The 25,287-nt window shown below is 60.0% G+C and carries 24 protein-coding genes; 11 read left to right on the top strand and 13 right to left on the bottom strand.

Translation table 11 applies throughout. The features are described from left to right. Window positions 1–2: 2 nt before the first annotated feature. Complete coding sequence (locus KUL25_RS04200) at window positions 3–812, bottom strand: SDR family NAD(P)-dependent oxidoreductase (RefSeq protein ID WP_257891790.1); 810 nt, start codon at window positions 810–812, stop codon at window positions 3–5. Window positions 813–848: 36 nt separating this feature from the next. Further along, entirely contained in the window at window positions 849–2,675 is a 1,827-nt protein-coding gene (locus tag KUL25_RS04205; RefSeq protein WP_257891791.1) for an ABC transporter substrate-binding protein, read from the bottom strand. Between the two features lie 202 nt (window positions 2,676–2,877). Here KUL25_RS04205 and KUL25_RS04210 point away from each other — a divergent pair, with 202 nt between their 5' ends. The 7 genes from KUL25_RS04210 (at window position 2,878) to KUL25_RS04240 (ending at window position 9,853) form a co-directional block, all read left to right on the top strand. Continuing rightward, entirely contained in the window at window positions 2,878–3,831 is a 954-nt protein-coding gene (locus tag KUL25_RS04210; protein ID WP_257891792.1) for a sugar ABC transporter substrate-binding protein, read from the top strand. Window positions 3,832–3,909: 78 nt separating this feature from the next. After that, the gene (locus KUL25_RS04215; RefSeq protein ID WP_257891793.1) at window positions 3,910–4,713 is read left to right on the top strand and encodes an SDR family oxidoreductase; all 804 of its coding nucleotides are present in this window, start codon (window positions 3,910–3,912) and stop codon (window positions 4,711–4,713) included. Window positions 4,714–4,777: 64 nt separating this feature from the next. Then, on the top strand, window positions 4,778–5,758 hold the full coding sequence (locus KUL25_RS04220; RefSeq protein ID WP_257891794.1) for an ABC transporter permease: 981 nt from the start codon (window positions 4,778–4,780) through the stop codon (window positions 5,756–5,758). A gap of 12 nt (window positions 5,759–5,770) precedes the next feature. Further along, window positions 5,771–6,772: an ABC transporter permease gene (locus KUL25_RS04225; RefSeq protein ID WP_068355050.1), complete on the top strand. Its 1,002-nt coding sequence runs from the start codon at window positions 5,771–5,773 to the stop codon at window positions 6,770–6,772. Further along, window positions 6,769–8,277: a sugar ABC transporter ATP-binding protein gene (locus KUL25_RS04230; RefSeq protein ID WP_257891795.1), complete on the top strand. Its 1,509-nt coding sequence runs from the start codon at window positions 6,769–6,771 to the stop codon at window positions 8,275–8,277. Before KUL25_RS04225 ends, KUL25_RS04230 begins: the two co-directional genes overlap by 4 nt. Further along, window positions 8,277–9,146, top strand: a complete 870-nt coding sequence (locus KUL25_RS04235) for an NAD(P)-dependent oxidoreductase (RefSeq protein WP_257891796.1) — start codon at window positions 8,277–8,279, stop codon at window positions 9,144–9,146. Before KUL25_RS04230 ends, KUL25_RS04235 begins: the two co-directional genes overlap by 1 nt. Then, on the top strand, window positions 9,143–9,853 hold the full coding sequence (locus KUL25_RS04240) for a ThuA domain-containing protein (protein ID WP_257891797.1): 711 nt from the start codon (window positions 9,143–9,145) through the stop codon (window positions 9,851–9,853). Before KUL25_RS04235 ends, KUL25_RS04240 begins: the two co-directional genes overlap by 4 nt. Here KUL25_RS04240 and KUL25_RS04245 read toward each other — a convergent pair. The 8 genes from KUL25_RS04245 to KUL25_RS04280 form a co-directional block, all read right to left on the bottom strand. Continuing rightward, window positions 9,850–10,638 carry a hypothetical protein gene (locus KUL25_RS04245; RefSeq protein ID WP_257891798.1) on the bottom strand — a complete coding sequence of 263 codons (789 nt, stop codon included), beginning with the start codon at window positions 10,636–10,638 and terminating at the stop codon, window positions 9,850–9,852. The two genes, KUL25_RS04240 and KUL25_RS04245, sit on opposite strands and share 4 nt — an antisense overlap. Beyond that, window positions 10,635–11,030: a hypothetical protein gene (locus KUL25_RS04250; RefSeq protein ID WP_257891799.1), complete on the bottom strand. Its 396-nt coding sequence runs from the start codon at window positions 11,028–11,030 to the stop codon at window positions 10,635–10,637. The genes KUL25_RS04245 and KUL25_RS04250 overlap by 4 nt, the downstream gene beginning before the upstream one ends. Further along, the gene (locus KUL25_RS04255; protein WP_257891800.1) at window positions 11,027–11,866 is read right to left on the bottom strand and encodes a P-loop NTPase family protein; all 840 of its coding nucleotides are present in this window, start codon (window positions 11,864–11,866) and stop codon (window positions 11,027–11,029) included. Before KUL25_RS04255 ends, KUL25_RS04250 begins: the two co-directional genes overlap by 4 nt. Then, on the bottom strand, window positions 11,863–13,935 hold the full coding sequence (locus KUL25_RS04260) for a dynamin family protein (protein WP_257891801.1): 2,073 nt from the start codon (window positions 13,933–13,935) through the stop codon (window positions 11,863–11,865). Before KUL25_RS04260 ends, KUL25_RS04255 begins: the two co-directional genes overlap by 4 nt. A gap of 1 nt (window position 13,936) precedes the next feature. Continuing rightward, window positions 13,937–15,070 carry a hypothetical protein gene (locus KUL25_RS04265; RefSeq protein WP_257891802.1) on the bottom strand — a complete coding sequence of 378 codons (1,134 nt, stop codon included), beginning with the start codon at window positions 15,068–15,070 and terminating at the stop codon, window positions 13,937–13,939. Further along, a complete protein-coding gene (locus KUL25_RS04270; RefSeq protein WP_257891803.1) occupies window positions 15,070–15,957 on the bottom strand; it encodes a PP2C family protein-serine/threonine phosphatase in 888 nt (295 codons plus the stop codon). Before KUL25_RS04270 ends, KUL25_RS04265 begins: the two co-directional genes overlap by 1 nt. Further along, window positions 15,950–16,639, bottom strand: coding sequence for an FHA domain-containing protein (locus KUL25_RS04275; RefSeq protein ID WP_257891804.1), 690 nt, complete (start codon window positions 16,637–16,639; stop codon window positions 15,950–15,952). The genes KUL25_RS04270 and KUL25_RS04275 overlap by 8 nt, the downstream gene beginning before the upstream one ends. A gap of 107 nt (window positions 16,640–16,746) precedes the next feature. Further along, window positions 16,747–18,147, bottom strand: a complete 1,401-nt coding sequence (locus KUL25_RS04280; protein ID WP_257891805.1) for a serine/threonine-protein kinase — start codon at window positions 18,145–18,147, stop codon at window positions 16,747–16,749. A 138-nt stretch (window positions 18,148–18,285) separates the two neighbouring features. Between KUL25_RS04280 and KUL25_RS04285 the strand changes: the two genes are divergently transcribed. The 3 genes from KUL25_RS04285 to KUL25_RS04290 all read left to right on the top strand — a co-directional run bounded on the left by KUL25_RS04285 (window position 18,286) and on the right by KUL25_RS04290 (window position 19,160). After that, window positions 18,286–18,681: a phospholipase D-like domain-containing protein gene (locus KUL25_RS04285; RefSeq protein ID WP_257891806.1), complete on the top strand. Its 396-nt coding sequence runs from the start codon at window positions 18,286–18,288 to the stop codon at window positions 18,679–18,681. A gap of 84 nt (window positions 18,682–18,765) precedes the next feature. After that, the gene (locus KUL25_RS21830; RefSeq protein ID WP_345791017.1) at window positions 18,766–18,939 is read left to right on the top strand and encodes a phospholipase D-like domain-containing protein; all 174 of its coding nucleotides are present in this window, start codon (window positions 18,766–18,768) and stop codon (window positions 18,937–18,939) included. A gap of 26 nt (window positions 18,940–18,965) precedes the next feature. Beyond that, window positions 18,966–19,160: a phospholipase D-like domain-containing protein gene (locus KUL25_RS04290; RefSeq protein ID WP_257891807.1), complete on the top strand. Its 195-nt coding sequence runs from the start codon at window positions 18,966–18,968 to the stop codon at window positions 19,158–19,160. 537 nt (window positions 19,161–19,697) lie between these two features. Here KUL25_RS04290 and KUL25_RS04295 read toward each other — a convergent pair. The 3 genes from KUL25_RS04295 to KUL25_RS04305 form a co-directional block, all read right to left on the bottom strand. Beyond that, window positions 19,698–21,683: an ABC transporter permease gene (locus tag KUL25_RS04295; RefSeq protein ID WP_257891808.1), complete on the bottom strand. Its 1,986-nt coding sequence runs from the start codon at window positions 21,681–21,683 to the stop codon at window positions 19,698–19,700. Further along, a complete protein-coding gene (locus KUL25_RS04300; protein ID WP_257891809.1) occupies window positions 21,680–22,699 on the bottom strand; it encodes a quaternary amine ABC transporter ATP-binding protein in 1,020 nt (339 codons plus the stop codon). The genes KUL25_RS04295 and KUL25_RS04300 overlap by 4 nt, the downstream gene beginning before the upstream one ends. Window positions 22,700–22,767: 68 nt before the next feature. Beyond that, the gene (locus KUL25_RS04305) at window positions 22,768–23,712 is read right to left on the bottom strand and encodes an ABC transporter substrate-binding protein (RefSeq protein WP_257891810.1); all 945 of its coding nucleotides are present in this window, start codon (window positions 23,710–23,712) and stop codon (window positions 22,768–22,770) included. A gap of 314 nt (window positions 23,713–24,026) precedes the next feature. Between KUL25_RS04305 and KUL25_RS04310 the strand changes: the two genes are divergently transcribed. Then, window positions 24,027–25,277: a sarcosine oxidase subunit beta family protein gene (locus KUL25_RS04310; protein ID WP_257891811.1), complete on the top strand. Its 1,251-nt coding sequence runs from the start codon at window positions 24,027–24,029 to the stop codon at window positions 25,275–25,277. The last annotated feature ends 10 nt before the right edge of the window (window positions 25,278–25,287 follow it).

Below are 25,287 nucleotides of genomic sequence, written 5' to 3' on the forward strand. Positions count from 1 at the left end.
CGTTACTGGATGCACCAACCGCCATCGATGTGGATCATTTGGCCTGTCATGTAATCGCTGTCGTCGGACGCGAGGAACGAGGCGGTGCCGACGATGTCCTTGGGATAGGACACGCGCTTGATCTGCAGCGCGTCGCGCACGATGTCCTCGTAGGCCTGGCCCTCTTTGTCCTTGAAGCCGATATCCACCAGGTCTTTGTCCAGCTGTTCCCATAGCGGGGTCACGACGACGCCGGGGGCGTACCCGTTGACGGTGATGTTATGCTCTGACAGCCCAAGCGCGCCGCAATGGGTCAGCGCCAGCACGCCATATTTCGAGGTGCAGTAGACGGTGACATCCAGCAGAGGTTTGCGCGATGCGATGGAGCCCACGTTGATGATCTTGTAGGGATGGTCTTCCATCGGGCCCTGGGCGATCATCTGGCGGGCGGTTTCCTGCATCCCCAACCACATCGCCTTGGTGTTAACGTTCATGATCAAATCCCAGTTGTCTTCATCGATATCCATGAAGAACCGGGGTTTGTTCAGGCCCGCGTTGAACAGGCCGACATTGATCGACCCGAACGCGTCGACTGTAGCGGCCACGGCGGCTGCGTTGTCTTCGCGTTTGGTGACATCCATCTGTACCGCAATCGCGCGGCCATTCCCGGCCGCGTTGATCTTGTCGGCCATCTCTTGGGCGGCGGCTTCGTCCAGATCGCCGAGGCAGACATTCGCGCCTTGCGCGGCATAGCTTTCGGCATTGGCCGCGCCCATGCCACGTCCGGCACCGGTGATGAGAATGTTCTTCCCGCTGAGGCGATTGGGGTCCATGGTTTCCTCCCTGATGTGTTGGCCTGTTGCATTGGTCTAGTGTTTTGTATGTCGCATGAGGTCTTCGGTGCGCGCCTGCACGCGGGCCAGCGCATCGGCTGGCGTCGCGATGCCTCGCAGCATGTCGTGAAGCTCGTGCCCGCAGATCTGGACGATGTCCGAGATCTGGGGGATCGGCGGGCGCGGCCAGAATTGTAGCTCGTCGCGCCAGGACATCTGGTCCACCGCGTCGAAAATGGGTGACAGGCGCCGCACTTCCGGGTCAGCGGCAACGGAATAGCGCGGTGAGGTGCGGCTACCGTTTTGAACATAAAGCTTTTGCGCGCCCGGTGAGGTAAAGGTGACAAGCGCCTCCACGGCTTCCGGCACGCGTTCCTCGGCCAGATTGGACGGGATGCAGAAGGCATAGCCGCCCACCGGCGCAATCGCCCCCCCATCGCGCCCATGGGGATGCGGCAGGTAGCCCGTGTTGCCGTGGGCCGAGCATGTCTCGTCCAGCTCGAAATAGGGGGCAAGAAGCGTGTAGCCATAGGCCATGGCGACCTTGCCGGCGGCGTAGGGGCGGACCCGCTCGTACCAGGACATGGAAAGGATGTCGGGGGGCGAATATTGCAGCAGTTCCAGCAGATATTCTGCGGCGGCGCGCGCCTGCGGCGTGTCGAACATCGGGCGAAAACCGCCGCGTGCCAGGATGTCGGTGTCGAACCCGCCAGCCCTGGGGGGGAGATCTATGATGGGCTGGCCGAACGCGGCACAAGTCATCATGAACGTGTGGCCCAAGGCGGTGCCCCGCGCCGCATTCCAGGCAATGCCGTAGTTGCCGTTTTGCGGATCGTGGAAATGCCGCGCCGCCGTGATGACATCCTCGATTGTTGCCGGTGGGTTCAGGCCCGCCTGCGCGAACCAGTCTTTCCGGAAAAACATCAATTCGGGCGTGGTTTGACTGGGCACGCCACAAGGCACGCCGCCCCAGTGGGCCGCGCGCCAGCCAGCGGTGTGAAAATCATTGGGGTCCAGCCGGTCGATATCCATGACTTCGGGCAGGGGGCGGATCACGCCCTTGTCGATGAACTCACCTATCCACGGAAGATCCACGGCGATCAGGTCATAGCTGCTTTTCTTTCGGTCGGCATTGCGCAGCGCCTCTTCGCGCAGCCGATCGATGGAGAAGGCGCGCTGATGGATGTTCGTGCCGACGATTTGATCAAACTGCCGTTTGAGGTTGTCCATCACCATGAATGTCGGGTCGACGTGCACCAGAATGCGCAGACCGCCCGCCAGTTTCAGGGGGCGTTGGCGCACCGCCAGCGGCGGGATCGTGGACTGACCGGGCACATAAGAGCCGCCGAAAAAGTAGTCTTGCTTGGCCCGGGTCTGCGGGCTTTCGCCCAACGTCGTGCTTGCGATGCGGTCGATCCGATCGGCAAGCTGCTGGAACTGCGTCAACAAAAGCGCGCTTGGATGAAGGGAGAAGCTTTTACCCGTTTTCGTTCGGGGGCGTTGTTCGACCAGCCCATTGGCCTGGATATCGGCAAGCTTGCGCACGGCGGTCGCGTAGGGAACGCCCGCAGCGGAGACCATGGAAGAGGCGGATACAAGCCGACCTTCGATGTGGCCGCGCAGCAGGTGCAGGATCATGTGGAGATGCGGATTGCGGGTGTTGGGATCAAGCAAAGTATCAATCTCGACAAAGGCTTGCTCCAGGAAGTTCGCCACGCGGTCAAGGTCCGCCAAGGCCACACCGCCTGCACCCGTCGCGATTTGCGGCACGGCTTTTTGTCCATAACGGATATCTTTGGCGGTGTGCTGTTGCATGTACTTCTTACGACGGGGTTTGGTGGGTTTGGCAGGTGGCTTTTTCATCGCTGAGCCTCTTAAATTGTCCAGATTGGTGCGGATGTGGTACCGAAAGAATATCCATTTTGGATGTCGAGTCATTCATTTTGGATAAAATTACACGGTTCGGCGTTTTTGGAATTGGGTTGCAATGAAGGTCGGTTGCGTCAGTCGATTCCCGTTTGAGGATCGACGCGGCAACCCTCAGAATGCTCCAGGGAGGAACAAAATGTCTTACAAGTCGAAATTCGCGATGACATGCACGGCCGCACTTCTTGCATCCGCTGCGTCAGCACAGACGATCACGATCGGCATCACGCAGAACAACGTCGGCGTCGACAGCTACCAGACGACATACGAGCAGGCGTTCATCGCCGCCGCCGAAGCCAACCCCGATGTCGAGATTGTCGTTCTTGACGCAGGCGGCGATGTGGCGCGTCAGATTGCGCAGATCCAGGATCTGGTGCAGCAGGAAGTCGATGCCATGATCATTTGGCCCACCAACGGCGAGGCTGTCATTCCCGCCGTGCGCGAGGCTTATCAGGCGGGCATTCCGGTGATTATCACCAACTCCAACATCGCCGAGCCGGGGTTCGAGTTCGTCGCCTCTTTCTCGGGTCCTGACAATATCACCCAAGGCTCGCGTGCCGCCGAAATCATGTGTGAGCGGTTCACCGATCTGGGCATTCAGGATGAAGCGCAGATTGTGCAGATCACCGGCCAGCCCGGCTACACCACGGCGATCGAACGGGCAGAGGGCTTCGAGCAGCGTCTGCCGGAAGTCTGCCCCAACGTGACGCTGGTCGAAAGCCAGCCTGGCAACTGGAACCGGGAGGATGCGCAGCGCGTGATGGAGGCGTTCCTTGTCCAGTATGATGACATCGACGGCGTCTATTCCGGCGATGACAACATGGGCGTGGGCGCCATGAACGCCGCAATTGCAGCGGGCCGCGTTGAAGACATCACCTTTGTGGGCGCCACCAACTTCGCCGTCGGCTATGACGCGATGGGGCGGGGCGAATACTGGGGCTCGATCTACCAGTCGCCGGTGGACGATGCGGAAGCCGCGCTTCAGACAGCACTGGATGTATTGGCCGGCGAAGAGGTGCCGTTCCTGAACTACTTCGACACGCCGAAGATTACCCAGGAAAACATGGGCGACTACGACCGCCCGGTCTTCTGATCCAGAACCACTTCATGGGGCTCGGCCACAAGTGGTCGGGCCCTTTTTCCGACACTAGAAAGAGATTGGGGGTGTGCCTTGGCAGAACCTCAAGGGGTCGAGGCGCGCACCTGTATCGTGACGGGGGCCGCCCGCGGGATCGGACGCGCAATTGGTGAGGCGCTGCTGGATGCAGGGGCATCTGTATGCTTTGCCGATGTGAATACCGCCGAAGTCGAACAGGTCGCCAACGCAAACGCGGCGCGCCTGGATGATCGGTCCCGCGTCATGGCCGCAAGCGTCGATGTCCGCGACCGCGCACAGGTCGCATCCATGATCGCACAGACCGTCGCGCAGTTCGGACGGCTGGATGTCATGTTCAATAATGCGGGGATCAACCGGCCAATGAACCTGCTCGATGTGACCGAGGAGAACTGGCACATGATCATGGACGTCAACGGCCTTGGGTGTCTGATCGGGATTCAGGAAGCGGCCAAGCAGATGGTGGCACAGGGCGGCGGAGGCAAGATCATCAACACGGCCTCCATCGCGTCGCGGCAGGGCTTCGACAACGTCGCACCCTATTGCGCATCGAAATTCGCCGTGGTCAGCCTGACGCAATCCGCGGCCCGCGATCTGGCCAAGCACGATATCACGGTGACGGGGTTCGCCCCCGGCGTCGTGGCGACTGAGATGTGGGATCAGGTCGATCGCGACTTGATGGAGATCGGCGCCTCGGATCGACCGGGGCAGGCGATGGAAGAATTCTCGAGTGAGATCTTGAAGGGACGCGTCGCCGTGCCTGCGGATATCACCGGCACCACGACGTTTCTGGCGTCGCGGGCAAGCGATTACATGACCGGCCAGATCGTTATGATCGACGGCGGGATGACGCTGGTTTGACGAAGAAGGGCGCCTGACCCGTGGTCAGGTTTCTCGGGCCGAAGGGTCGAAGGGGGGACAGGCGATGCCTGAATTGAATATGAGGTCCATCGGAGGGGTTCTGGCGCGTCAAGGCATTCTGATCGCGTTTATCGCGTTCATGATCGGGTTCACCTTGTGGAACCCACGGTTCATCGAGCCCAACAATGTCTTCGGTGTTGTTCGGTCCTCGGCCATCCTCGGCGTCATGGCCCTTGGGGTGACATTTGTGGTGATCGGCGGAAATCTTGATCTGTCCGTGGGGTCCATGTTGTCTTTCTCGGCCATCGTTGTCCTGGACCTGCATGAGAACCCCGCATTCGGTCCGGCCCTAGCGATCCCAGCCATGTTCGCCGCGACCCTGTGCCTGGGGGCGATCAACGGGTTTCTGATCGGCTACCTCAGGCTGAATTCGCTGATTGTGACGCTGGGGATGTTATCGGCCATCCACGGCCTGACGCTGACTTATTCCGGCGGGCAGAACATGGATATCGCCAACCAGAGCGCCACCTGGTTCGATGTTTTCGGGCGCGGCACGGCCATGGGCATTCCGGTGCCGGTTCTGATTTTCGGTCTGCTTGCGGCATTTCTCGGCATATTGCTGGCGAAGACTCCTTTCGGTCGCAAGGTCTACGCCGTGGGCGGCAACGGCACGGCGGCAACCTTCTCGGGCATTCCGCGCGCGCGCATCGTGTTTTTCACCTACATGATCTCTGCCTTCTGCGTGGCCACGGCAGGCCTGATCCAGGCCAGCCGCACCATGGGTGCGCAAAACACCGTGGGGCAGGGGCTGGAGTTGGAGGTCCTTGCCGCCGTTATCCTTGGGGGCGCGTCCTTGCTGGGGGGATCGGGCACCATTTTCAAGACCGTGATCGGGGTGCTGATCCTTGGGTTCATCCAGAACGGCCTGCTTCTGGCTGGCCTCGAATTCTACGTCCAGTTCGTCGTGACCTGGGTCATCATTATCCTCGCCGTCTGGCTCGATATCGCAGCCAAGCGCGGCAAGCTTTGGTCGCCAATTGCCTGAAGGGAGGCCGTCATGCAGCAAGATCGTCTGAAAAACCTGCTCAGCAGTGGGGCCATCTGGGGCTTCATCGTACTGGAACTGATCTTCTTCTCGATTGCGGGCGAATACCTTTCGCTGTCTGAACGGGCCTTCATGGACCTCGACAACATGCTGTTGTTGCTGAAGCAATCCGCGCCCATCGGGATCATTGCGGTCGGCATGTGCGTGATCATGATCAACGGCAACATCGACCTGTCGGTGGGGGCGATCTTCGCGCTTTGCGCCATCGTGATGCTGGATTCCATGTCTTGGCCGATGTTCGACGCCCTCGGCGATTGGGTGATCCCGGTCAGTGCCTGCCTCGCGCTTTTGACTGGGTGCGTTCTTGGGTTCATCAACGGGTTCATCGTTTGGAAAACCGGCGTGGACGCCTTCATTGTCACCCTCGGCGCGATGCTCGGCTATCGCGGATTGGTGTTCATGTACAATGGTGAGCAGCCGACCTCGAACCTCAATTGGACCCTGGTGGACATGGCCGAGGCCGACATTCTGGGGGTAGAGACCCCGGCGATCATCTTTCTGGTCGTCGTCGTCGTCGTCTGGCTGATCATGAGCCGCACGGTCCATGGCCGAAACGCCTATGCCATCGGTGACAACCGCGAGGCTGCGGTAAATGCCGGCATTCGTGTGGGGCCGCACTTCGTGATGAACTTCGTCCTGATCGGGTTCCTGTCCGCGCTGTCCGCCGTCGCATTCTATTCCGCCAGCGGGTCGGTCAACCCGAACGACGGCATGTTGTTCGAGCTTTGGGCCATCACGGCGGTTGTTCTGGGCGGTACAAAGCTGACGGGGGGCAAGGGCTCGGTGATCGGGACCTTCGGCGGTGTCATCGCCATTCAGCTGCTGCGCAAGGGTCTTGGCCATATCGGCGCGGACAGTGAAACCGTGAACCTCGTGATCGGGTGCATCCTGATCGCCGTCCTGTTCCTGGATCGTCAACTCAATCGCAAATCCACTGGGGAGTTGAAGGTATGACCGATCAGACACCCGCCCTGCGTCTTGAGGGCATCGTAAAGACGTTCCCCGGAGTGCGGGCCCTTGATGGCGTCAGCTTCTCGGTTCTGCCGGGCGAAGTTCACGCCCTGATGGGCGAGAACGGGGCCGGCAAATCAACCCTGATGAAGGTTCTGGGCGGGATCTATCAGCCCGACGAAGGCCGCATATTCATCGCCGAGCGTGAAACCGTGATGAACAATCCGCTGGAGGCCAAGGCCAACGGCGTGATGTTCATTCACCAGGAACTCAGCCTCGCAGAGGAGCTTTCGGTGGCCGAGAACATCTATCTTGGCGAGCTGCCCCTCAGGCGTTTCGGGGTTGTGGATTGGGCGACGCTTTATGCGCGCACCGACGCAATCCTTGAAAAACTGAAGGTCGGTTTCAACGCCCGCACCGTGGTGGGGAGTTTGTCGATTGCCAATCAACAGATGGTCGAAATCGCGCGCGCGCTGACGGTGGATGCCAAGGCCGTGATTTTCGATGAACCGACGGCGTCCTTGACCGACTCCGAGAAGGTCGTGCTGTTCGACGTCATCGCAGACCTGCAAGCACAGGGGGTGGGGATCATCTATATCTCTCACCGGATGGAAGAGATCTTCAAGATCACCGACAGGATCTCGGTCCTGCGCGACGGTGAGTATCGCGGCACCCTGGCCACGGCCGAGACGAACGAGGATGAAGTCACCCAACTGATGATCGGCCGTTCCCTCGACCTGAGCCGCAACACCGCGCCGGTTGAACTTGGGCCTGTGGCGCTTCGCGTCGAAGGTCTGTCCTGCGGGAGCCTGTTCAACGACGCCACCTTCGAAGTGCGCGAAGGGGAGGTGCTTGGGTTCTACGGTCTGGTCGGGGCAGGCCGCACCGAGATTGCGGAAACCCTGTTTGGTCTGCGCACGCCAACCTCTGGCCGTATCATGCTCAAAGGTGAGGAGGTCACGATCACGTCGCCCATCGATGCAATCGCCAAAGGCATTTCGCTTGTCCCCGAAAGCCGCAAGGAACAGGGGTTGGTTCTGGGCATGAATTGCCGCGATAACATGACGCTGCCGCAGGTCAGTGACCTTCGGGCAGGACCTTTCGTGGCGGAAGGGGCGGAAATCTCGATCTACGATCAATACCGCGACCGGTTGCAAATCAAGGCGCCAAGCTGGCGCACGACGGTGGGCAACCTCTCCGGCGGGAACCAACAGAAGATCGTGATCGGCAAGTGGCTGTCGATGCGGCCGGAGGTTCTGATCGTGGATGAGCCGACACGCGGCATCGACGTGGGTTCAAAATCCGAGATCCACAACCTGCTGCGGGATCTGGCGGCGCAAGGCTATGCGGTGATCGTCATCTCGTCTGAGATGCCCGAGGTACTTCACGTCTCTGACCGGATCGTGGCGATGTATAATGGCCGCATCATGCGTGAATTCAGCGCGGCGGAGGTGACGGAAGATAACCTGATCCAAGCCATCTCGGGCATCGCCAACGAGGCTGCGTGATGCGCGTGGGGTTTGCTGGCCTGGGCCGGATGGGCCGTGAGATGGCGGCCAACCTTGCCAGTGCGGGATACGACATGGTTCTGTGGAACCGCAGCCGTGACCGGGCGCAGGACGCGGCGAGGGATGTCGGCGCGCGCATCGCCGCAACCCCACGAGAGCTTGCAGAGACCACCGAGATCGTCGTCACCATGCTGGCCGATGATCCCGCGTCCGCGCAGGTTCACTTTGGCGCCGACGGCCTGTTTGCCGCCACCGGCGCACGCTTGTTTGTCGAAATGGGCACGATGAGCCCAGACCATATCGCGGATCTCAACGCCCGTGCGCCGGAGGGGGCCGTCGTTATCGATGCCCCGGTGTCGGGTGCCACGCAAGCGGCGCGGGACGCGCAATTGCTGATCATGGCGGGCTGCGATGCGGCCACGGGGGCCGACGTGAGACCGCTGTTTGATGCCATGGGCCGCAACACCGTCTACCTTGGTCGCCCTGGCGCGGGCGCGGTGATGAAGCTTGGCGTCAACATGTTGATCCACGGGCTCAACCAGACCCTGGCCGAGGCGCTGGCCCTGACCCAGGCTGCAGGGATCCCGCGCGAGGCGGCGTTTGGCGTGATTGAGCAAAGCGCCGCCGCCGCGCCGATGTTGTCGTACCGCAAACCCCTCTACCTCGATGATATGTCCGGTGATGTCAGTTTCACCGTTGCGCTGGCACAAAAGGATATGGCGGTGACATGCGCCCTGGCGCGGCAGCTTGGGGTCGAAATCCCGCAATCCCAGATCACCCGCGCGCTTCTGGACGATGCTGCGGCGGCGGGGTTTGCGGACCGCGACATGGCCGCGATCGTGGCCTACATGCAGGAGAAAACCAAATGAAAGCAGCGCTCTTTGCCGGTGGTTGGGAAGGCCACGACCCATCCGCCTTCGCCAATTGGTGCCGCGACCTGTTGATCGAAGACGGTTTCGAGGTGGACGTTTACGACACGCTGGATCCGCTGGCGGAGCCGGATGGTTTGGCGGATGTGGACCTGATCGTCCCGATATGGTCCTCGGCCCGGTCCGGTCACAGGGCCGAGTTCGGCAACATGACCAAGGCCCAGGAAGACGGACTCCTGAAGTTGATCGGAGAGGGGCGTGGCCTTGCGGGCTGGCATGGCCATATGGGCGATGCCTTCCGCGATCGCCCCACGTATCATTTTCTGATCGGCGGGCAGTTCGTGGCCCATCCGCCCGGCTGGCCCGATAACCTTCAACCCCGCGAGGACTACATCGACTATGACGTCACGGTGACACGCCCCGCTGACCCGATCATGGAGGGGATCCGCAGCTTTCGCCTGACGTCCGAGCAATATTACATGCTGGTCGACCCCTCGAACGAAGTGCTGGCGACGACGACCTTCTCGGGCGATCACCTTTGGTGGATCGAGGGCACGGTGATCCCCGTGGTCTGGAAGCGGCGTTGGGACAAGGGCCGGGTGTTCTATTGCTCCATCGGCCACGAATTGGACGATTTGCGCCACCCTCAGGTGACGACGATCCTGCGCCGGGGCATGGCATGGGCGGCGGCGGCGTCGCGGAACTAGGGGCGGTGCAGTTGGGATCTTAGCTCAGTCAACAGGTCCGACCCATGGTCGGTCTCGACCAGGACAAGGCCCACCTGATGCGCTGCATTTGCAATCAAAAGCTGGCGGGGATTGGGACCGCCCCAATTGAGCGCGCAAACGCCGCCGGTCTGAAACTTGCAAGATCTGTCCGACGCCGCCGTCCCAGCAACGCCCAGAACCGGTTTTGCCAAATCCACCATGGCAAGCACTTGCTCGTCCGATCCGTCGATCACGAAAATGTCCTCGGAGGTCAGGACACATGCCCCCAGGATTTTCGCTGGCGTCGTCGCGACAAGCCCGGTCAAAACGGTTTCCAAATTGACCATCGCAGGGGGCCGGGGGTCGTGGTCGAGGCATTGCAGTATAAGGGCAGCCGACACGCCGGACGTTGCCGGAAATTCGATGGCCGGATCATCGATGAAGCGCTGTCGAATGATCGTTTTGCCGTCCAAAATGGCCCGGAGTTGCTGAGCAATCTCCGTTCCGTTTTCAGAGATGCAGCGGGTCGTGGGCGCCGCCACTCCGTGAATGTCCTTGGACGTCGCAGAAAACTGAAGAAGGCGTCGGTTTCGCGCATCCAAGGCGATTTCTGTCTTGTCGGACAGCGTGAATTGAAGGCGACATTCAAGCGACGTTCTGTCGATAGAGGTCGCAACCTGGCGCAACGCGTCGTCGGGATCTGATGGCATCAAGCGGGCGTTCAGGAGAGACCCCGTTTGCGCTGTCGCCAACAGCGTATCACGCACGGTTTGAACATGTGTCATTGCGCAACGTCCATTGCCGCCGGGGATGACATGAACTCGGTCATGGCAAGAAGAAGATCATTGGGGTCAAGCCCGGGCCCGGACGTGCAGACCAAGGCGTGCGTTGCCTGCGTTTTGTCACGCAAGAACAGGCTGTTGCCCGTGGGTTCCACGAAAACCGCGCTGTCGGGCGCTGTTTCAGGTGCCCCGCCGAGGACGCAGGAGGCAATGCTGCCCAACGCGTCAAGACCCTCTTGTGGGTGGCGAAGGTCACTATCGACAAAGAGGACGAGGCGCGCCTCGATATCCGTCCAAAGCGCCAGGACGCAGTCGGGATGATGTGAGCGGAACGCGGACAATCCTTCGCGCGTGATGGCGGTGGCGTCGGACTTCATTTGGGTGTTGGCGCTCATGTCGTGGTTTCCTGTGGCTTTGGCCGCCTTACGATGCGCAGCCTCGGTGGCAAAGGTTGAGCCGAGACGCGGCGCGGAATGATCTTGGGACCTTCCTTTTCCGGAGCCGATGGAGGGGGCGCCGTTTGGGGCAAAGATGCGCAGCTTTGAACAGGGGATCGGCTCATGGCACCGGCAAGCGTGCGCAGTACGGCTCCCATCCCCGATGCCTCGCATTGATCGATGGGTTTGCTGACCTCCAGCAACGAGACCGGTAATACCGCGCGGAACAGGCCCCTTGTTTCCCGCTCGACGCGGTCGAGGATCCGCCGCCGGTCGGTGGCACCTGTGACCTTGTCCATCCGAGTCACCACCAACACGCTGCGAGCGCGCAAGGTGTCGGGCACCATGTCCCAGATCGCAGCCTCGGACTGGCGCCACGCTTGGGTGGCCGGTGTGCACCAGACCGCGATATCCGCCAAGGGCAACAGGGCGTCCCAGATATCCGGCGACATGTTGGGATCTGCACTTCCTGGCATGTCGATGATCGTGAAGTGTTCAAGGAATGCGGCCTGAACCGGCATCCGCACGGCGCATGTGTCTTGCAGATCGATCTTATCCATCCCAGCGGCGTCAAGCTCTGTCTCAGAGCCGTCGGTACCAATCCGCACGGGCGCGCCGGTACCGGACACGTACCAAATGGGGGGGGCCTGTGTGGCGGTCACACGAACGGTTGATTGATCGGCACCTAACAACACATTCGCCAAGGTGCTTTTGCCGGCGCTGAATTCGCCAAGCAAAGCGATGGTGGGGCGCTTGCCGGTTTGCGGGTCACTGTCGGTCTTGACGAGGGTCATCTATGGGCCTTCCCGGACTCTGTGCGGCCGAAATCCATCAAGATCGACCGGGCTTCGTTCAACGACGCGTTCCTTTGGTCGAATGCGTCGTCTTGCTGATGTCTGACGTCCGCCAGGTCGGCCTGCGATCTCTGGGCCAAACTCAAGAAGACATTGCGTTGCCCGACGATGAACTCTTCCAGTTCGGACGTGAGGGCTTGGCTGAACGATGTCGCCAGCTCTGCCTTGATCGTTTCGACCATCGGTGCAATTTCCGCGTCGACCAGCGCGCGAAACTCTTCTCCATATGCCGCGTAGCTGCGCTTGCGACGCCACCATCTGGTCCACCAGCCCCCTTTGATATCAAGGGCAATGGTCTGCCCCAAAGTGACCGGCACGCCCGGCATGGGAAGCGGCGGAGACTCCAGGTCAAAGCCGACCTGCGAAAGGGCGAAATTCTCTAGAAACAGGTTCTTCAGTTTAAGTGAGCATCCCAAATATTGCTCTTCACCACTGCGCGACGCTTTGGCCGAGAACACCTGATAGCCGGATCGAAGAAGAAGCCGCAGCCCTGTCGGATCGTAGGTCCAGACAACATCTTCGCCGTGGGCTTCCAGATGTTCGATCAAAGAGACGACAGCGCGCGACACAAAGGAGTGCCGTGATTTTTCCAGCCGCGCATCCAGCGCCACCAGCAGGTCATCAAGCTCTTGTGTGAGGCTGGAAATTGTCGTGGCGGCAATCGCATCAATGGCACGGCTCAATTCGGCCGCATCCACCGGCGTGCAAGGCCCTTCGAATATCCGCCGATCCGACATGGCGCGCGAGGCGGAAATTGCATTGGCAACGTTCCGCGCCCCGGTCGCGATTGCCTCGATGCTTTGCGCGCCTTCGCCCGAGACGATGCGCTCGGCCACCGCGCGGCCAAGATCCGGAAGACCCGACAGGCTCCAGACGAGCGCAACAGGGTCCTTTGGAAGGCTCTTCCGGGTCGCTTCGAACCTGGCAAGTTTTATCATTGCTTCGGCACTGGCCGGATCCATGGCGCCGATTTTCCCGGATAATGCGTGACTGGCCCAATGGGCGCTGCCAAAGATGATCTCGATGTTTGCGGAAATGCCCTGACCCGACAGCGTTTTCAGGATGGACGCTCGGATCTCCGGGATTTCTTCGGGCGGATTTGCCAGCTCATCCACCCGGTTCACGAAAATGATCACGTCACGGGTTGGGATGTTGGCGACCAACCGGATCAGGGCCAGATCAACGGTGGAGAGCGCTTGGCTGGCGGACAGGACCACAACGCAAAGCCTGCTCCCACGGATGGCATTCACCGTGATCTGTTCTCGCACCATGAACGTGTCATTCACACCCGGCGTGTCGCGCAGACACAACTTCAACGGCAGTGCGGGTTTGCTGACAAATAGATCTGCCGACTTCGTGATATCGGCGAAGCGGCCTTGGGTCTTGTCGGCATTGGTATCGAGATCAAACTCGTCGCCAAGGCAGACATACCGTTGGATCAGCTCTTCATCGATATAGCGGTATTCATGGGTTTGCCCCAGCAGTTGCTCGAAACTGGCCCCAAGGCGCGCGCGGGATTTCTGTCGCATGTCGTTCAATTGCTGGCGCACTTTTTCCAGCTCTTTATCCGCACCCGCTCGGCTTGCAAGCTCGCCCACACGCCCGCCGGTGTTCAGCAGGTTGCGCCATTCTTCTTCCGCAAAGAACCGAAAACATGCGTGCTGATTGGCCGGCGCGAGTGTGGGTGACAAATGCAGGGACGTCACCACGGAGGTCCACGGATTGACGTCAGCAGGCAGCAGATTGCCCATCCCAGTCACCGCGTTGACGAGCGATGTCTTACCCGCTTTGACCTGCCCAATGAACGTGACCGACGGTTCGAAATCCCGAAGTTGGCCGTGCAGTTTCTGGATTGCCCCTAGATTGGCGTCGTCCCCGGCTTCTTGCAGGTTTTGCAACGCCACATCGAGGTTGCGCAGATCGCTGACCAGCGGATCAAGCCCGTGGAACAGGTCTTTTTCGAGAGACGGCCCGCTGACGGGCGGCGAGATTTTGCGGTCGTGGTGCATTTCAGACGGTCTCCCAACCCAAGGCTTTCTCAAACGCCACGCGCAACTGGAACAACAGGGCTGCGGTGTCCTGGGCCTGCTCAGCCTGGCCTTCTATTTCAAGCAGGATAATCATGTCGCCGATGTCTTCGATTGTTGATTTCAGGGTTTGAGCGGACGCGACGTCCTCTGGCCAATTCGCGGCGCGGTGGCGCAGCCCCTCAACGGTCTCGCTGCAGTGCGACAGAACCCGCGCGACCCAATCCTCAGGTTCCAAGCCAGGCGAAAGCAGCTCGGCCAGTTCACCCGTGCGCGCGATGAGAAAGAGCAATGGCTCGGACAGCGTGGGGCGCAGATCATGGGCGGGCGCGTGCGGGGTGACTTGCGTATCGTCGCCCGCCTGCTCCCGGTCCTTGGGCGCAAAGTGCCCTAATCGGTGCAAGATCAACTGCGCCATGTCCAGATCCGCAACGCGCGCGTCTTCGATGTCGGCGATCAAGCGGTTCGTCAGGGGCGTGAGGTCCAATGCCTCCGGATGTGGCAATGAGAATATTTCAGCGAAATGCGCGATCTCGGAATGCTTTGGCACAGCATTATTCGGGCGGGTCTCAAGCAAGTATGCATGTTGCGTCAGGCGCTCTGGGGCCAGGTTCAAGGCTTGGGCATCTGCATGGTTGAAGGCTGGTGTGCACCAGACAGTGATTTCGCTGCGTCGTGAGGCCCAGGATAACGCGGGCCGCTGCATCGCCGGGTCGTCTTGTAGCACCAGAACTAGCAAGGACATTAACCTCAGGCGATCCTCAGGCAGGAAGATCTGCAGAAAGACCGGGTCACGCTGCAGGATTTCGTCGCTCGGCCAGCCCGGCGCCTCAAGGGTCGTGCCGTCTTCCAGGGTCACTTTTGACATCAGCTTCTGTCCAAAGTGCAACTCCACCGCGGGCAGCAGGCCCCCACAAAACAAGTTCTCGGCCCCGATGAAGCCCTGGGCAACCCGCGCAATATCGCCCGTGGCAAACCCCAAGAGGCAGACCCGGGCAGGTCGTCTGAGCGTATCGGCAAGGCGGCAGCATTGGTCCGCCTCTCGCGCTGGCAACTTGGCCGACGCGATAAGGGCATCAAGCTTTGTAACCGCATCGTGGGGCGCGAACTCCAGCATCATTCCCTCCGCGTAGTGACGTAAGCGGGCGGCGGTACAGCGCGACGGAAGGCCCTGCGGATTGCATCAGATGTTGTGCGAAATCGGTTCGGCCTGGAGCGCACGGCACAGGCCTTGGCTTGAACGACCACGATTGCGGTGTTGTCTTGCTCGGGATCATTCAGCGTGGCCAAGGCATCCAACAGATCCAAGGCAATGTCTGCACTCTTTTCGCTGCGCGCGCGCAGCAAAAGGGCTTCGATAATCGGATCAGGCAAGAACTGTAGCCCGTCGCTTGCGAGAATGACGATATCGTCCGGTTTCAACGACACGGGAATATCCGGGCAATCCACAGCGGCGATCTTTTCGCCCATCAGGGCCGATGTCAGGCAGTTGCGTTGCGGATGATGTGCGGCCTGTTCGGCCGTGAGCATCCCCTGCGCCAGCATCAGGTCAATTTCTGGCGCCATCGAGTGATCTTCATTCAATCGTGTCAGCGTCTCGTCGCGGAACAGGTAAAGCACTGAATCGCCCACCGAAATCCAGTGCAGTTTGTCGTTTGCGGCCACGACGGCAACCACGGTGCCGCCCATACCACGGCGTGTCGGGTGCCCCTCTACGCTTGACGTCAAGGCGGCATTGGCCTTGGTGATCGCGCCCCCCAAAAGGCCGGGAAGGTGGGCTGCATCTTCCAGATCACCAAGCGTGAGGCCCGAGAAGATCTCGGCCACGATCGTGCGGCTTGCCAGGTCTCCGGAGGCATGCCCGCCCATCCCGTCAGAGAGAACGGCAAAACCCTGACGCGCCTTTTCGGGGAAGGCGACCGCCACCGCGTCTTCTTGTCGGGTGCGCGCGCCCATCGCCAGGGCCGAGGACACATCAAATTCGATCTGCTGACGCTCATTCATCGGGGCGACCTGCCTTCGGTGCGGTGGTTGCGCCTGACCACGTGAAGTCGTCGCCGCAAAAGGCGTGAAACCGTAGCGATGTCTTGCCAATCCTGATCGTGTCGTTGTGTGTCAGTTCTTCCGTCATCAGCACGGGTGTATCGTTGCGACGCACTACATTGGCCTTGTTGCCTTGTCCTAGAAAGAACCGGTTCTGCTCATCGTCGTACACGACCGAAGCGTGGCCCTCGCGAGAGATGCTTTCGTCGCCAAAATCCAGTGACACGTCCTGGTCTGGTGCCCGGCCGATCGAGGAAACGCGTGTTGTGACCGCGAAAAACGCGCCGCGCCCCGGACCATCGACGACGACCAGAAAGCCAGCCGGGAATTGCGGACCCTCATGGGCGGCTTTCTTGTCATCGAACAACCCCGCGTCGGGCTCTTGGGCGTGGAATCCAAGCATGCGTGTCTTGGCGCGACCCGGTCCGGGCGTGTCCGGCGCAATGGGATTCGATAGTACAAGCGGCGGCGTAGGTTCGTCGCGCGCCACGCTCGCGGGCCGCGGCGCGGGGATCGGCGCTGGCGTGGCTTCTGGCGTCGGCTCTGGCTGGGACGCGCGTGCGACTTCATCCGCTTCCAGATCCCAGATCTGCCGACGGCTTGTTCGGACGACTTCCTCGGCCCTTGGCCGTTGTGGCTGCACGGCCCCCGCTCTTGCGTGGGGATCTTCGGAAGGGTGTGCGTGTTCCGCAGGAGACTGATGCGAAAGAGGTCGCATCCGGACAGCAACATTGCGTAGGCGATTCATGCTCATACTTTTTCCTCTGTCGGATCATGGCTGCCGTCCGGTTTGGAGGCTAATGATGACATCCGCCCCAACCGCGCAAACAGATCGGGCAGGATGGTTCCCTTGGGTTTTTCGACTGCCGTCTCTTCCGGGGGGGCGGGTTTGGCGTATTTCAAACGAATGCGGTCAATCGGCAAAAGCGCCGGTTCCGCGTCCGCGGCCGCTTTGCGTCGCGGTCGCGCGGGCCGGTTCGGCCTGACAGGGACGACGGGACCGTCGTCCTGGGACGCTGGTGTCTTGATGGGATCCTCGTCGAGTTCTGGTTCGATCGGGTCAAGGGCAGGCGCTGGAACGACACGGGCGCGCGTGGCCTCTGGCGCCTTGGCCTTGGGGGTAGCGGCGCCTTTCGCTTCCGGCTTTACGGGCTGGAAGTCCTTGAAGAAGTCTTTCACAAGCTGGGTGATCGTTTTGTCGAGGTGCTCATCCTGCTCGGCCAATTGCATCAACTTCTTCTTGCGCAATTCTGCGTTGATCGCCTCGTGCCACGCATCGGCGGTTTGCAGGCGATCTTTCGGGAACAGGCTAAGGCACGCGTTGATCGCCCCCACGAAGGCAGCATCATACCCGTCGATGCGCCCCAGTGGCTTGAGCGGATCCGGGGCCTCGCGCGCGGCTGCCGCCATACGCGAATGGCTGCTGGTCGGCGCAGTTCCTGACAGGACATGATGGAACGTCGCGGCCAAGGCATAAAGGTCGCTGGCGTAGACTTGGTCGCTGCCAGCAAGGTAGAACTCTTGCGGTGAGTAGCCATCCTTGACGGTCAGGACCTTTGACAAGGCGCGGCTGACGCGCGAGGCATCTTCGCGGGCCGCCCCGAAATCAATAAGAACGGGCAAGTTGTCATCGTCGATCAGAATGTTGTCGGGCGAAATATCACGATGCAGGATATCGCTACGGTGAATGAAGCTTACAGCTTGCAAAAGCTGGATGAGAAGGGCTTTCACCATGTCCGGCGTTAGGCGGGCGGGGTCGCGTTCGATGATATCGAGAAGCGTCTGCCCCTCAACGAAGTCCATCGCCATATAGGCCGTGTCATTGTCGCGAAAGTACTGGTGAACGCCCACAATATAGGGGTGTTGAAGGCCTGCGAGCGCGCGGGCTTCCTTTTCGAACAGCTCCAGGATGGTTTCGAATTCGACCGTACTGGTTTGAGAGCGCACGCGCACCGTTTTCTGGCTTCGGAAACACAGCGCGCTTGGAAAGCATTCCTTGATGACAACACGTCGGCCAAGGCTGTCGCGCGCCAGATAGGTGACACCAAAGCCGCCAGCGTTGAGATATCTCTCTATCGAATACTGCCCTCCGCATAGGACTGACCCGGGCGGCAGTTCATCTCCTTGAATGTCTGCACCGTCGATAGCCATTCTCTTCCGCTGACCCTCTAGTTGTTCTGTTCCAGGGAACAGGTTTGAACGGAATTGGGCGCCCGCTCGTCGGAGTGGGCATGCGCCGATCTTCCCAACATCAAGGGTCTCTCGGGAATGAGGCGGGAACTTGTTCAAATGCTGAGACAGGAGGGCCGTTTAGATCCAAAACGTCGCAAATTTATCTTGTGCAGACAGACAACGCCGTCGCGCACGGAGGTCGCCTACGTTTTGTCCTCGTCCGAGGCAGGAACGCCTGTAGGAGATCTGCAAAACAGTGTTGATCGACACACCAATGGTGAATTGTCTTTGGAATGGGCGACGGTGCGCCTTATTGCCGATGACCCGCTAAAAGGGCAGGGGATCGCGACACTTGATCAACTGATGATCACGCAGGTGGGGGAGACACTCGGCAGTGTCGAAAACAGGCTGGATCTGGTGTCTGCTTACTTCGTGCCCGGAGTGCAGGGAACCACGTACCTGACAGACCTGTCAGAACGAGGCATCGATGGTCGCATTCTGACGCATGCGTAGAACACCACCGATGTCCTTTTGGTCCATGCTGAATACACCAGGTATCGGCGGGAACTGCTGGAAGCGGGCATATCGCTCCATGAATTGAGACCGCGCGGCGACATGGCGCCTGGGTCTGATTTGCAGATTCTGCCATTCGGTTTGTCAGGTGCCAGTCTGCGCGCAAAAACTTTCGCAATCGACGGGACGCGCATATTTATCGGATCTTTCAATTTTGACCCGCGTTCGGCCATGCTTAACTGTGAAATGGGATTTTGATCGATGGCCCGTCTCTCGTGTCGGAGATGAGCGAGCGCTTTGACAGGCACCTCGATTTTGTCAGTTACCGGCCACGACTGACGCCTGAAGGAAAAATGGTCTGGCTCGAACTTCTCGAGGACGGCAACTCGGTGATCTATCAAGAGGAACCCGGCGCAAGCTGGTTTCAACAGGTCGCCATCATCTTGATAGGGATGCTTCCGGTGGAGTGGTTGCTATGACGCTAAAGCGGTTCATACCACGAGCCGAGTTGACCGAGAGCTTCGACGCTCAAAAGCATCCATTGTGGGCACCACGGCTTCCGGTGTCGGCTTGAAGGGGACCTTGGACGAGGATCTGGCCATTCCTCCCAAGTTCGCCGTTGCTTTTGATTAGTGTTGCCGGGCGTAAACATGTTGCGGAAAGCATCACGCCATGTTGTCGATGTGTCCGGAAGAACAGCCCACACGAATACCTTGGAGGCATTTTGAGCGCTGCTCGTTCTCCAGACCTGGTTGGGAAATCATGGTTTTGACTGGCGCGTTTCCGTTTGGATGCTGAATTAACGCCCATCAACGAGTCACGAAGCGAGCATTCATTGCCGCGATGCTTAGGAAACTCCGACCCACATCAGCACCAACGATGGATTGGCTTGGTTCGTTTTATTTCAATGAGTTAAATGGCGTCGTGTGCATTATATGTGCAACACAAAATAGCCTTCTGGCGCGCTCTGTCGGGTACTTGTCGACCCATTGCAAATCCACAGGGTGCGTCCGAAATTACGCCTCCAGACCCAACTGCTGCTTCCGCAGCGATGCCCATTTCATGATGATCAGGTCGAAGCTGAGCGCCATGAGAGAGACGCAGATACCGAGGACGAAGTTGGTGCCAAGGTTGGTGCCCGCAAGCGTCCGCTGAAGCTCTTGCCCAAGGTCTTGCGTGCCGATGAAGGCGGCAATGATGACCATGAAGAACGCGAACATGATGGCTTGGTTGAAGCCTACGGCCATGGTCGGGAAGGCGAGGGGTATCTGCACTGTCAGCAACTTCTGCATCCGCGTGGCCCCTGACATATCGGCCGCCTCGGTGATTTCCAGCGGCACCGTCCGCAGCCCTTCGATCGTGTAGCGCACAAGCGGAACCGTCGAGAAGATCAGGATGGAGAATATGACGGCGATGTCGGTGATTCCGAAAAGCATGATCGCGGGCAAAAGGTAGACGAAGCTCGGGAACGTCTGCGCTGTGTCGCAGGCTAGGAGCACTCGCTTGGCAGATCGCTCGTTGCGGGCGGCGAGAACTGCAATCGGCAGACCGATCAGCGCGGCCAGAATGACGGCGGCCAGCACAGAGTAAAGTGTGATTACGGCGCGGTCCCACCAACCCGATAGGGCGACTAGAGAGAAAAACAGGCCCGCCAGCATCGCCTGCCTGCGCCCTGCGAGCGCGAACCCGAAGGCCATGACCATCAGGATCAGGGCAGGTGTGGGCAACGACAGAAGGAAGTTGCGGAACGGGATGAAGACCATGGTGTTGAAGAACACCCGCATGCCCCCGGTAATCGCGCGCACCCAATCGAGCGCCAGGAAGGTGCGCATGATGCCATCAATCTCGCGACCCATCGACAGGCTTTGGCGGCGGCCGATCTCGGACAAATAGGGGATGAACTGGGCGAGGATGTAGAAGAAGACGAATACCCCAAGCCCGATCAGCGCAAACCGGTGTTGTTTCCACCATGGCGTGCCTTTCTCGAAATGCTCGGGCTGCTTGGCAACCCACGCCTTCGACATCCGGTCCAGAGCGACGGCGAGCAATACGATCGTTATTCCGATCTCGAATGAGCGGCCAAGGCGGAAGCTACCCATCATCTCCAGCAGCTTCGCGCCAAGGCCGGGCATGCCGATGAAAGCGGTCAGAACGACCATGGCCAGACACAGCATGATAACCTGGTTCACGCCCACCAATATCTCGGTTCGGGCGGACGGGATGTAGACGTGGCGCAGCATCTGGAACCGGGAACATCCGCTCATCTTGCCGGCCTCTACCACTTCGGGAGACACCTTCTGGAGGCCCAGAATAGTCATCAGGATCATCGGCGGAATGGCATAGACTACAGTCGCAACGGCGCCTGCCGTGGGGCCGACTTTGAAGAAGATCACTGCCGGAAGCAGGTAGGTGAAGAAAGGCAGGGTTTGCAACACGGCGAGGATCGGTTTGATCGTCCGCTCGAATGCGGGATATTTCCACGCGATAATGCCAAGCGACAGGCCGATGACGAAGGCCATGGGGGCCGCGACGACCAGCACCGACATGGTCTGCATCGCCAATTCCCACTGACCAATCAATGCTGTCCATAGGAACGTGCCGCCTGCCAGAACGGACATGCGCCACCCTCCCAGCCAATATCCCAGAACGGTGACCGCGGCGGCAATGGCGGCCCATGGAATGGGTCCAAGGTAGGGCCAGCGACGGCGCCCGAACAGAAGGTTGCCGGTCACATCCAGAATCCATTCCAAGCCCTCGGTCAGGAACCGGGTCAGGGTCAGAAGGCCAAGGTCGTCCTTGATGAAGTTGAAGATGATGTCGAGCCAATCGGCGAATGGCGGAATGGCGGTTTCAGGTAGTCGGTGCAGTACCGCCGGTAGGACGCCTGCATATTGCGCAATGGTCAGTGCAATGGCGGCGGCCACGCAGATCAACGCGGCCTTCTGTCTGCCGAGGCCTCCAAATGCCGTCGGTTTGGAGAGCGTATGTTCCGCAGCACTCATCGTTGGCCCAACAGCACTTCGAGCGCTTGCGACTTCTGCATCGCACCCAGAGCCTGACCATTCTCGACGACCGGGAAAGCCTCTCGCGGATCCGTGATCAGCAGCTTGGCAAGATCGTGCACGGAGGCAGAGCCATCAATGGCTTCACCCTCTGCGGTGGTTCCCGCTTCGGCCAGAACGCGCGCGTGAACCACGCGGGCCTTGTCGATGTCCTCGGTGAATCTGCGCACGTATTCGGTGGCGGGGTTCAGGACGATCTGGTCGGGCGTATCAATTTGCTCGACCGCGCCGTCTTTCATGATCGCGATGCGGTCTGCAAGGCGCAGGGCCTCGTCGAAATCGTGGGTGATGAAAACGATGGTTTTGCCCAACATGCCTTGCAGGCGCAGGAATTCGTCCTGCATTTCACGGCGAATCAGGGGATCTAGCGCGCTGAACGGCTCATCAAGGAACCAGATGTCAGGCTCGATCGCGAGAGAGCGCGCGATGCCGACGCGCTGTTGCTGCCCACCGGACAGTTCGCGTGGAAAATAGTCTTCGCGGCCTTCAAGTCCCACGAGTTTCACCACCTCCATCGCGCGGTCACGACGGGTATGGCGATCCTGGCCGCGCATCTCCAGCGGGAAGGCGACGTTCTCAAGCACAGTGCGGTGGGGAAGGAGGCCGAAGGACTGAAAGACCATGCCCATCTTGCTGCGGCGCAATTCGATCAAATCGCGCTCGGGCAGGCTGCCAATGTCGGTTCCGTCGACCGTAATCGTACCGGCTGTAATCTCGTGCAGCCGTGAAAAGCAGCGAACAAGGGTGGACTTTCCAGAGCCCGACAGCCCCATGATCACCAGCATTTCGCCTTTGTGAACCTCGAGCGAGACATCGCGGACCCCTGCGATAAAGCCGTCGGCCCGGATATCATCGAAGCTACGTCCTTCCGGCATGGACCGAAGATAGGCCTCAGGGTTATTCCCGAAAACTTTCCAGACGTTGGAACAAGAAATGACTGGTGCGTCGTTCGCCATGGAGACCCTCGTTTAATGAACCCCGCCCGGTATCACCGGACGGGGCATCCTTGCAGAATGGAGATGGATCAGGAACCGTTAACCCACGGCTCCCAAACGGCCGTATTGGCTTCCAGCCAGATCTCGGCGGCCTCATCGGGCTCATACTCCTCGATGTCCACCAGGCGGGCCATCTCGGCGATCTGGGCGTTGGTGAAGGACACCTGCTCCAGCACCGCGTAGGCGTCAGGCCAGTTCTCTTCCATGCCTTCCCATGCGGCTATCTTCAGATAGCCGTCGGCGGGGTTGCCGCAATCGTAGGCCATGTCCGGGTTCGGGCCGAGCGAGGGGTCTTCGTCACATCCGTCTTCCCAAACGGGGAATTCGACGAAGGCGCCGGGCCAGACGGCTTCGGCAAAGTTGGGCGTCCAGTTGAACAGAACGATCGGCGTTTGATCCGCTTCGGCGGCCGCGATCTCGGCCCATAGCGCCGCAGCAGAACCCGCGTTCACAACCACGAAGTCCATGCCGAGTGCTTCGACACGCTCCTGACCATGCTTGAGCCAGTCAACTGGACCGTCGAGGTAGCGACCTTGCTCACCTGTTTCAGCCGTGGTGAACAGCGCGGAACATGCGTTCAACGCTTCCCAATCGGGCAGGCCCGGGCAAGCTTCGGCGGTCCAGGACGGATACCACCAGTCCTCACGGGTGACGGCGTCGTGCGCTGTCACCTCGACAATGCCGCCGGCTTCCATGGCGGCGTCGAAGGACGCGCCAAACGCGCCTTCCCAAACCTCCAGCTCAAGCGTGACGTCGCCCAAGCGGATCGATTCATAAACGGCTTGGCTGTCCGTGGTCACGTATTCGACGTTCAGGCCCATGCCCTCGAATATTTGGCCCACGACGTTCGACATAACGATTTGCGATGACCAGTTGTGGATCGGAATGATGATCGGATCTTCGCTGTCAGCAACGGCAACTGCCGGTGCAAACGCCACGAGGCTGGTTGCCAATGCGGTGGTGAGTTTTCTCATTTGCAGTCTCCCTGTTCGGCCTGACCTCTAATGCTCGAGGTCTTGGGCCTGTGTTCGGATTGGTCCGAGCGGTTTGGCCAGCGAGCGCCATGATCGAATCTCGAGGTGCCGTCGCAAACGCCTGTACACAGGTTCACTGTAATTTTCCTGTAGATCAAGAAATTTTCCTGAAAGGGGTGAATTTTTCACACCGTAGATGGCATTCTGCAAGGCGGGATGTTGGCCTGATGTCCGATTTCGCATGGGTATTGTCCGAAGTATCTGCTGATTCTGTCCGATTTCGACTGCATCCTGTGCGGAAGGAGGCCTTTGCCATGACCTATTCTGGATTTCGCGTCATCAAAGAGGCGCTGACCGGCCATCGGGGGTGGGGCCCTGCATGGCGCACGCCAGAGCCTAAATCGCACTACGATTACGTGATCATCGGTGGCGGCGGGCACGGCCTTGCCACGGCGCACTACCTAGCCTCCGTCTACGGCCAAGCGCGCGTCGCGGTGCTGGAAAAGGGCTGGATCGGCGGCGGTAACGTAGGCCGGAACACAACGATCATCCGCTCCAACTACCTGCTCGACGGGAACGAGCCGTTCTATGAGATGTCCTTGAAGCTGTGGGAGGGGCTGGAGCAGGACCTGAACTATAACGCGATGGTCAGCCAGCGTGGTATCCTCAACCTGATCCACTCTGACGCGCAACGCGATGCATTCGTTCGGCGGGGCAATGCAATGATGCTGAACGGCGCCGATGCGGATCTGATGAGCACCGAGGATATCCTCAAACGCTATCCGTTTTTGAACGTCAACAATGCGCGGTTTCCCATCAAGGGCGGTCTTGCGCAGCACAGGGGCGGCACCGTTCGACATGATGCTGTCGCTTGGGGCTACGCGCGGGCGGCGGACAGGCGCGGCGTAGACATCATCCAGAATTGCGAGGTGACGGGCTTCCGGATCGAAAATGGCAAATGCTTGGGTGTCGAGACATCGCGCGGCTTCGTCGGCGCGGGCAAAGTGGCGGCCTGCGTCGCCGGATCGTCGGGGCGGTTGATGGCGAAGGCGGGCATGCGCCTGCCGATCGAAAGCCACGTCTTGCAGGCCTTCGTGACCGAAGGGCTGAAGCCGGTTCTTCCGGGCGTGATCACCTTCGGGGCCGGTCACTTTTATTGTAGCCAGTCCGACAAGGGCGGGTTGGTCTTTGGCGGCGACATCGATGGCTACAACTCCTATGCACAAAGGGGCAACCTGCCGGTCGTCGAAGACGTGTGCGAGGGCGGCATGGCGATCTTCCCCATGCTTGGCCGCGTGCGGCTTTTGCGGATGTGGGGCGGCATCATGGACATGTCGATGGATGGCTCCCCGATCATCGACCAGACCCATATCGAAGGGCTCTATTTCAATGGTGGCTGGTGCTACGGCGGATTCAAGGCCACGCCCGCCAGCGGCATGGCCTACGCCCATCTTCTGGCGACGGGACAGCCGCATGAGAAGGCCACGGCCTACCGCTTTGATCGGTTCGAGACGGGCCGGATGATCGACGAAAAAGGGATGGGCAATCAGCCCAATTTGCATTGAACAGTCTTAG

Source organism: Gymnodinialimonas phycosphaerae (assembly GCF_019195455.1).
Lineage (GTDB): Bacteria > Pseudomonadota > Alphaproteobacteria > Rhodobacterales > Rhodobacteraceae > Gymnodinialimonas > Gymnodinialimonas phycosphaerae.

What these genes read in the sequence shown, in the direction of transcription:
- KUL25_RS04200 (WP_257891790.1), bottom strand. Translation starts at nt 812, where the DNA reads ATGGACCCCAATCGCCTCAGCGGGAAGAACATTCTCATCACCGGTGCC.
- KUL25_RS04205 (WP_257891791.1), bottom strand. Translation starts at nt 2,675, where the DNA reads ATGAAAAAGCCACCTGCCAAACCCACCAAACCCCGTCGTAAGAAGTAC.
- KUL25_RS04210 (WP_257891792.1), top strand. Translation starts at nt 2,878, where the DNA reads ATGTCTTACAAGTCGAAATTCGCGATGACATGCACGGCCGCACTTCTT.
- KUL25_RS04220 (WP_257891794.1), top strand. Translation starts at nt 4,778, where the DNA reads ATGCCTGAATTGAATATGAGGTCCATCGGAGGGGTTCTGGCGCGTCAA.
- KUL25_RS04225 (WP_068355050.1), top strand. Translation starts at nt 5,771, where the DNA reads ATGCAGCAAGATCGTCTGAAAAACCTGCTCAGCAGTGGGGCCATCTGG.
- KUL25_RS04230 (WP_257891795.1), top strand. Translation starts at nt 6,769, where the DNA reads ATGACCGATCAGACACCCGCCCTGCGTCTTGAGGGCATCGTAAAGACG.
- KUL25_RS04235 (WP_257891796.1), top strand. Translation starts at nt 8,277, where the DNA reads ATGCGCGTGGGGTTTGCTGGCCTGGGCCGGATGGGCCGTGAGATGGCG.
- KUL25_RS04240 (WP_257891797.1), top strand. Translation starts at nt 9,143, where the DNA reads ATGAAAGCAGCGCTCTTTGCCGGTGGTTGGGAAGGCCACGACCCATCC.
- KUL25_RS04245 (WP_257891798.1), bottom strand. Translation starts at nt 10,638, where the DNA reads ATGACACATGTTCAAACCGTGCGTGATACGCTGTTGGCGACAGCGCAA.
- KUL25_RS04250 (WP_257891799.1), bottom strand. Translation starts at nt 11,030, where the DNA reads ATGAGCGCCAACACCCAAATGAAGTCCGACGCCACCGCCATCACGCGC.
- KUL25_RS04255 (WP_257891800.1), bottom strand. Translation starts at nt 11,866, where the DNA reads ATGACCCTCGTCAAGACCGACAGTGACCCGCAAACCGGCAAGCGCCCC.
- KUL25_RS04260 (WP_257891801.1), bottom strand. Translation starts at nt 13,935, where the DNA reads ATGCACCACGACCGCAAAATCTCGCCGCCCGTCAGCGGGCCGTCTCTC.
- KUL25_RS04265 (WP_257891802.1), bottom strand. Translation starts at nt 15,070, where the DNA reads ATGCTGGAGTTCGCGCCCCACGATGCGGTTACAAAGCTTGATGCCCTT.
- KUL25_RS04270 (WP_257891803.1), bottom strand. Translation starts at nt 15,957, where the DNA reads ATGAATGAGCGTCAGCAGATCGAATTTGATGTGTCCTCGGCCCTGGCG.
- KUL25_RS04280 (WP_257891805.1), bottom strand. Translation starts at nt 18,147, where the DNA reads ATGGCTATCGACGGTGCAGACATTCAAGGAGATGAACTGCCGCCCGGG.
- KUL25_RS04285 (WP_257891806.1), top strand. Translation starts at nt 18,286, where the DNA reads ATGCTGAGACAGGAGGGCCGTTTAGATCCAAAACGTCGCAAATTTATC.
- KUL25_RS04290 (WP_257891807.1), top strand. Translation starts at nt 18,966, where the DNA reads ATGAGCGAGCGCTTTGACAGGCACCTCGATTTTGTCAGTTACCGGCCA.
- KUL25_RS04295 (WP_257891808.1), bottom strand. Translation starts at nt 21,683, where the DNA reads ATGAGTGCTGCGGAACATACGCTCTCCAAACCGACGGCATTTGGAGGC.
- KUL25_RS04300 (WP_257891809.1), bottom strand. Translation starts at nt 22,699, where the DNA reads ATGGCGAACGACGCACCAGTCATTTCTTGTTCCAACGTCTGGAAAGTT.
- KUL25_RS04305 (WP_257891810.1), bottom strand. Translation starts at nt 23,712, where the DNA reads ATGAGAAAACTCACCACCGCATTGGCAACCAGCCTCGTGGCGTTTGCA.
- KUL25_RS04310 (WP_257891811.1), top strand. Translation starts at nt 24,027, where the DNA reads ATGACCTATTCTGGATTTCGCGTCATCAAAGAGGCGCTGACCGGCCAT.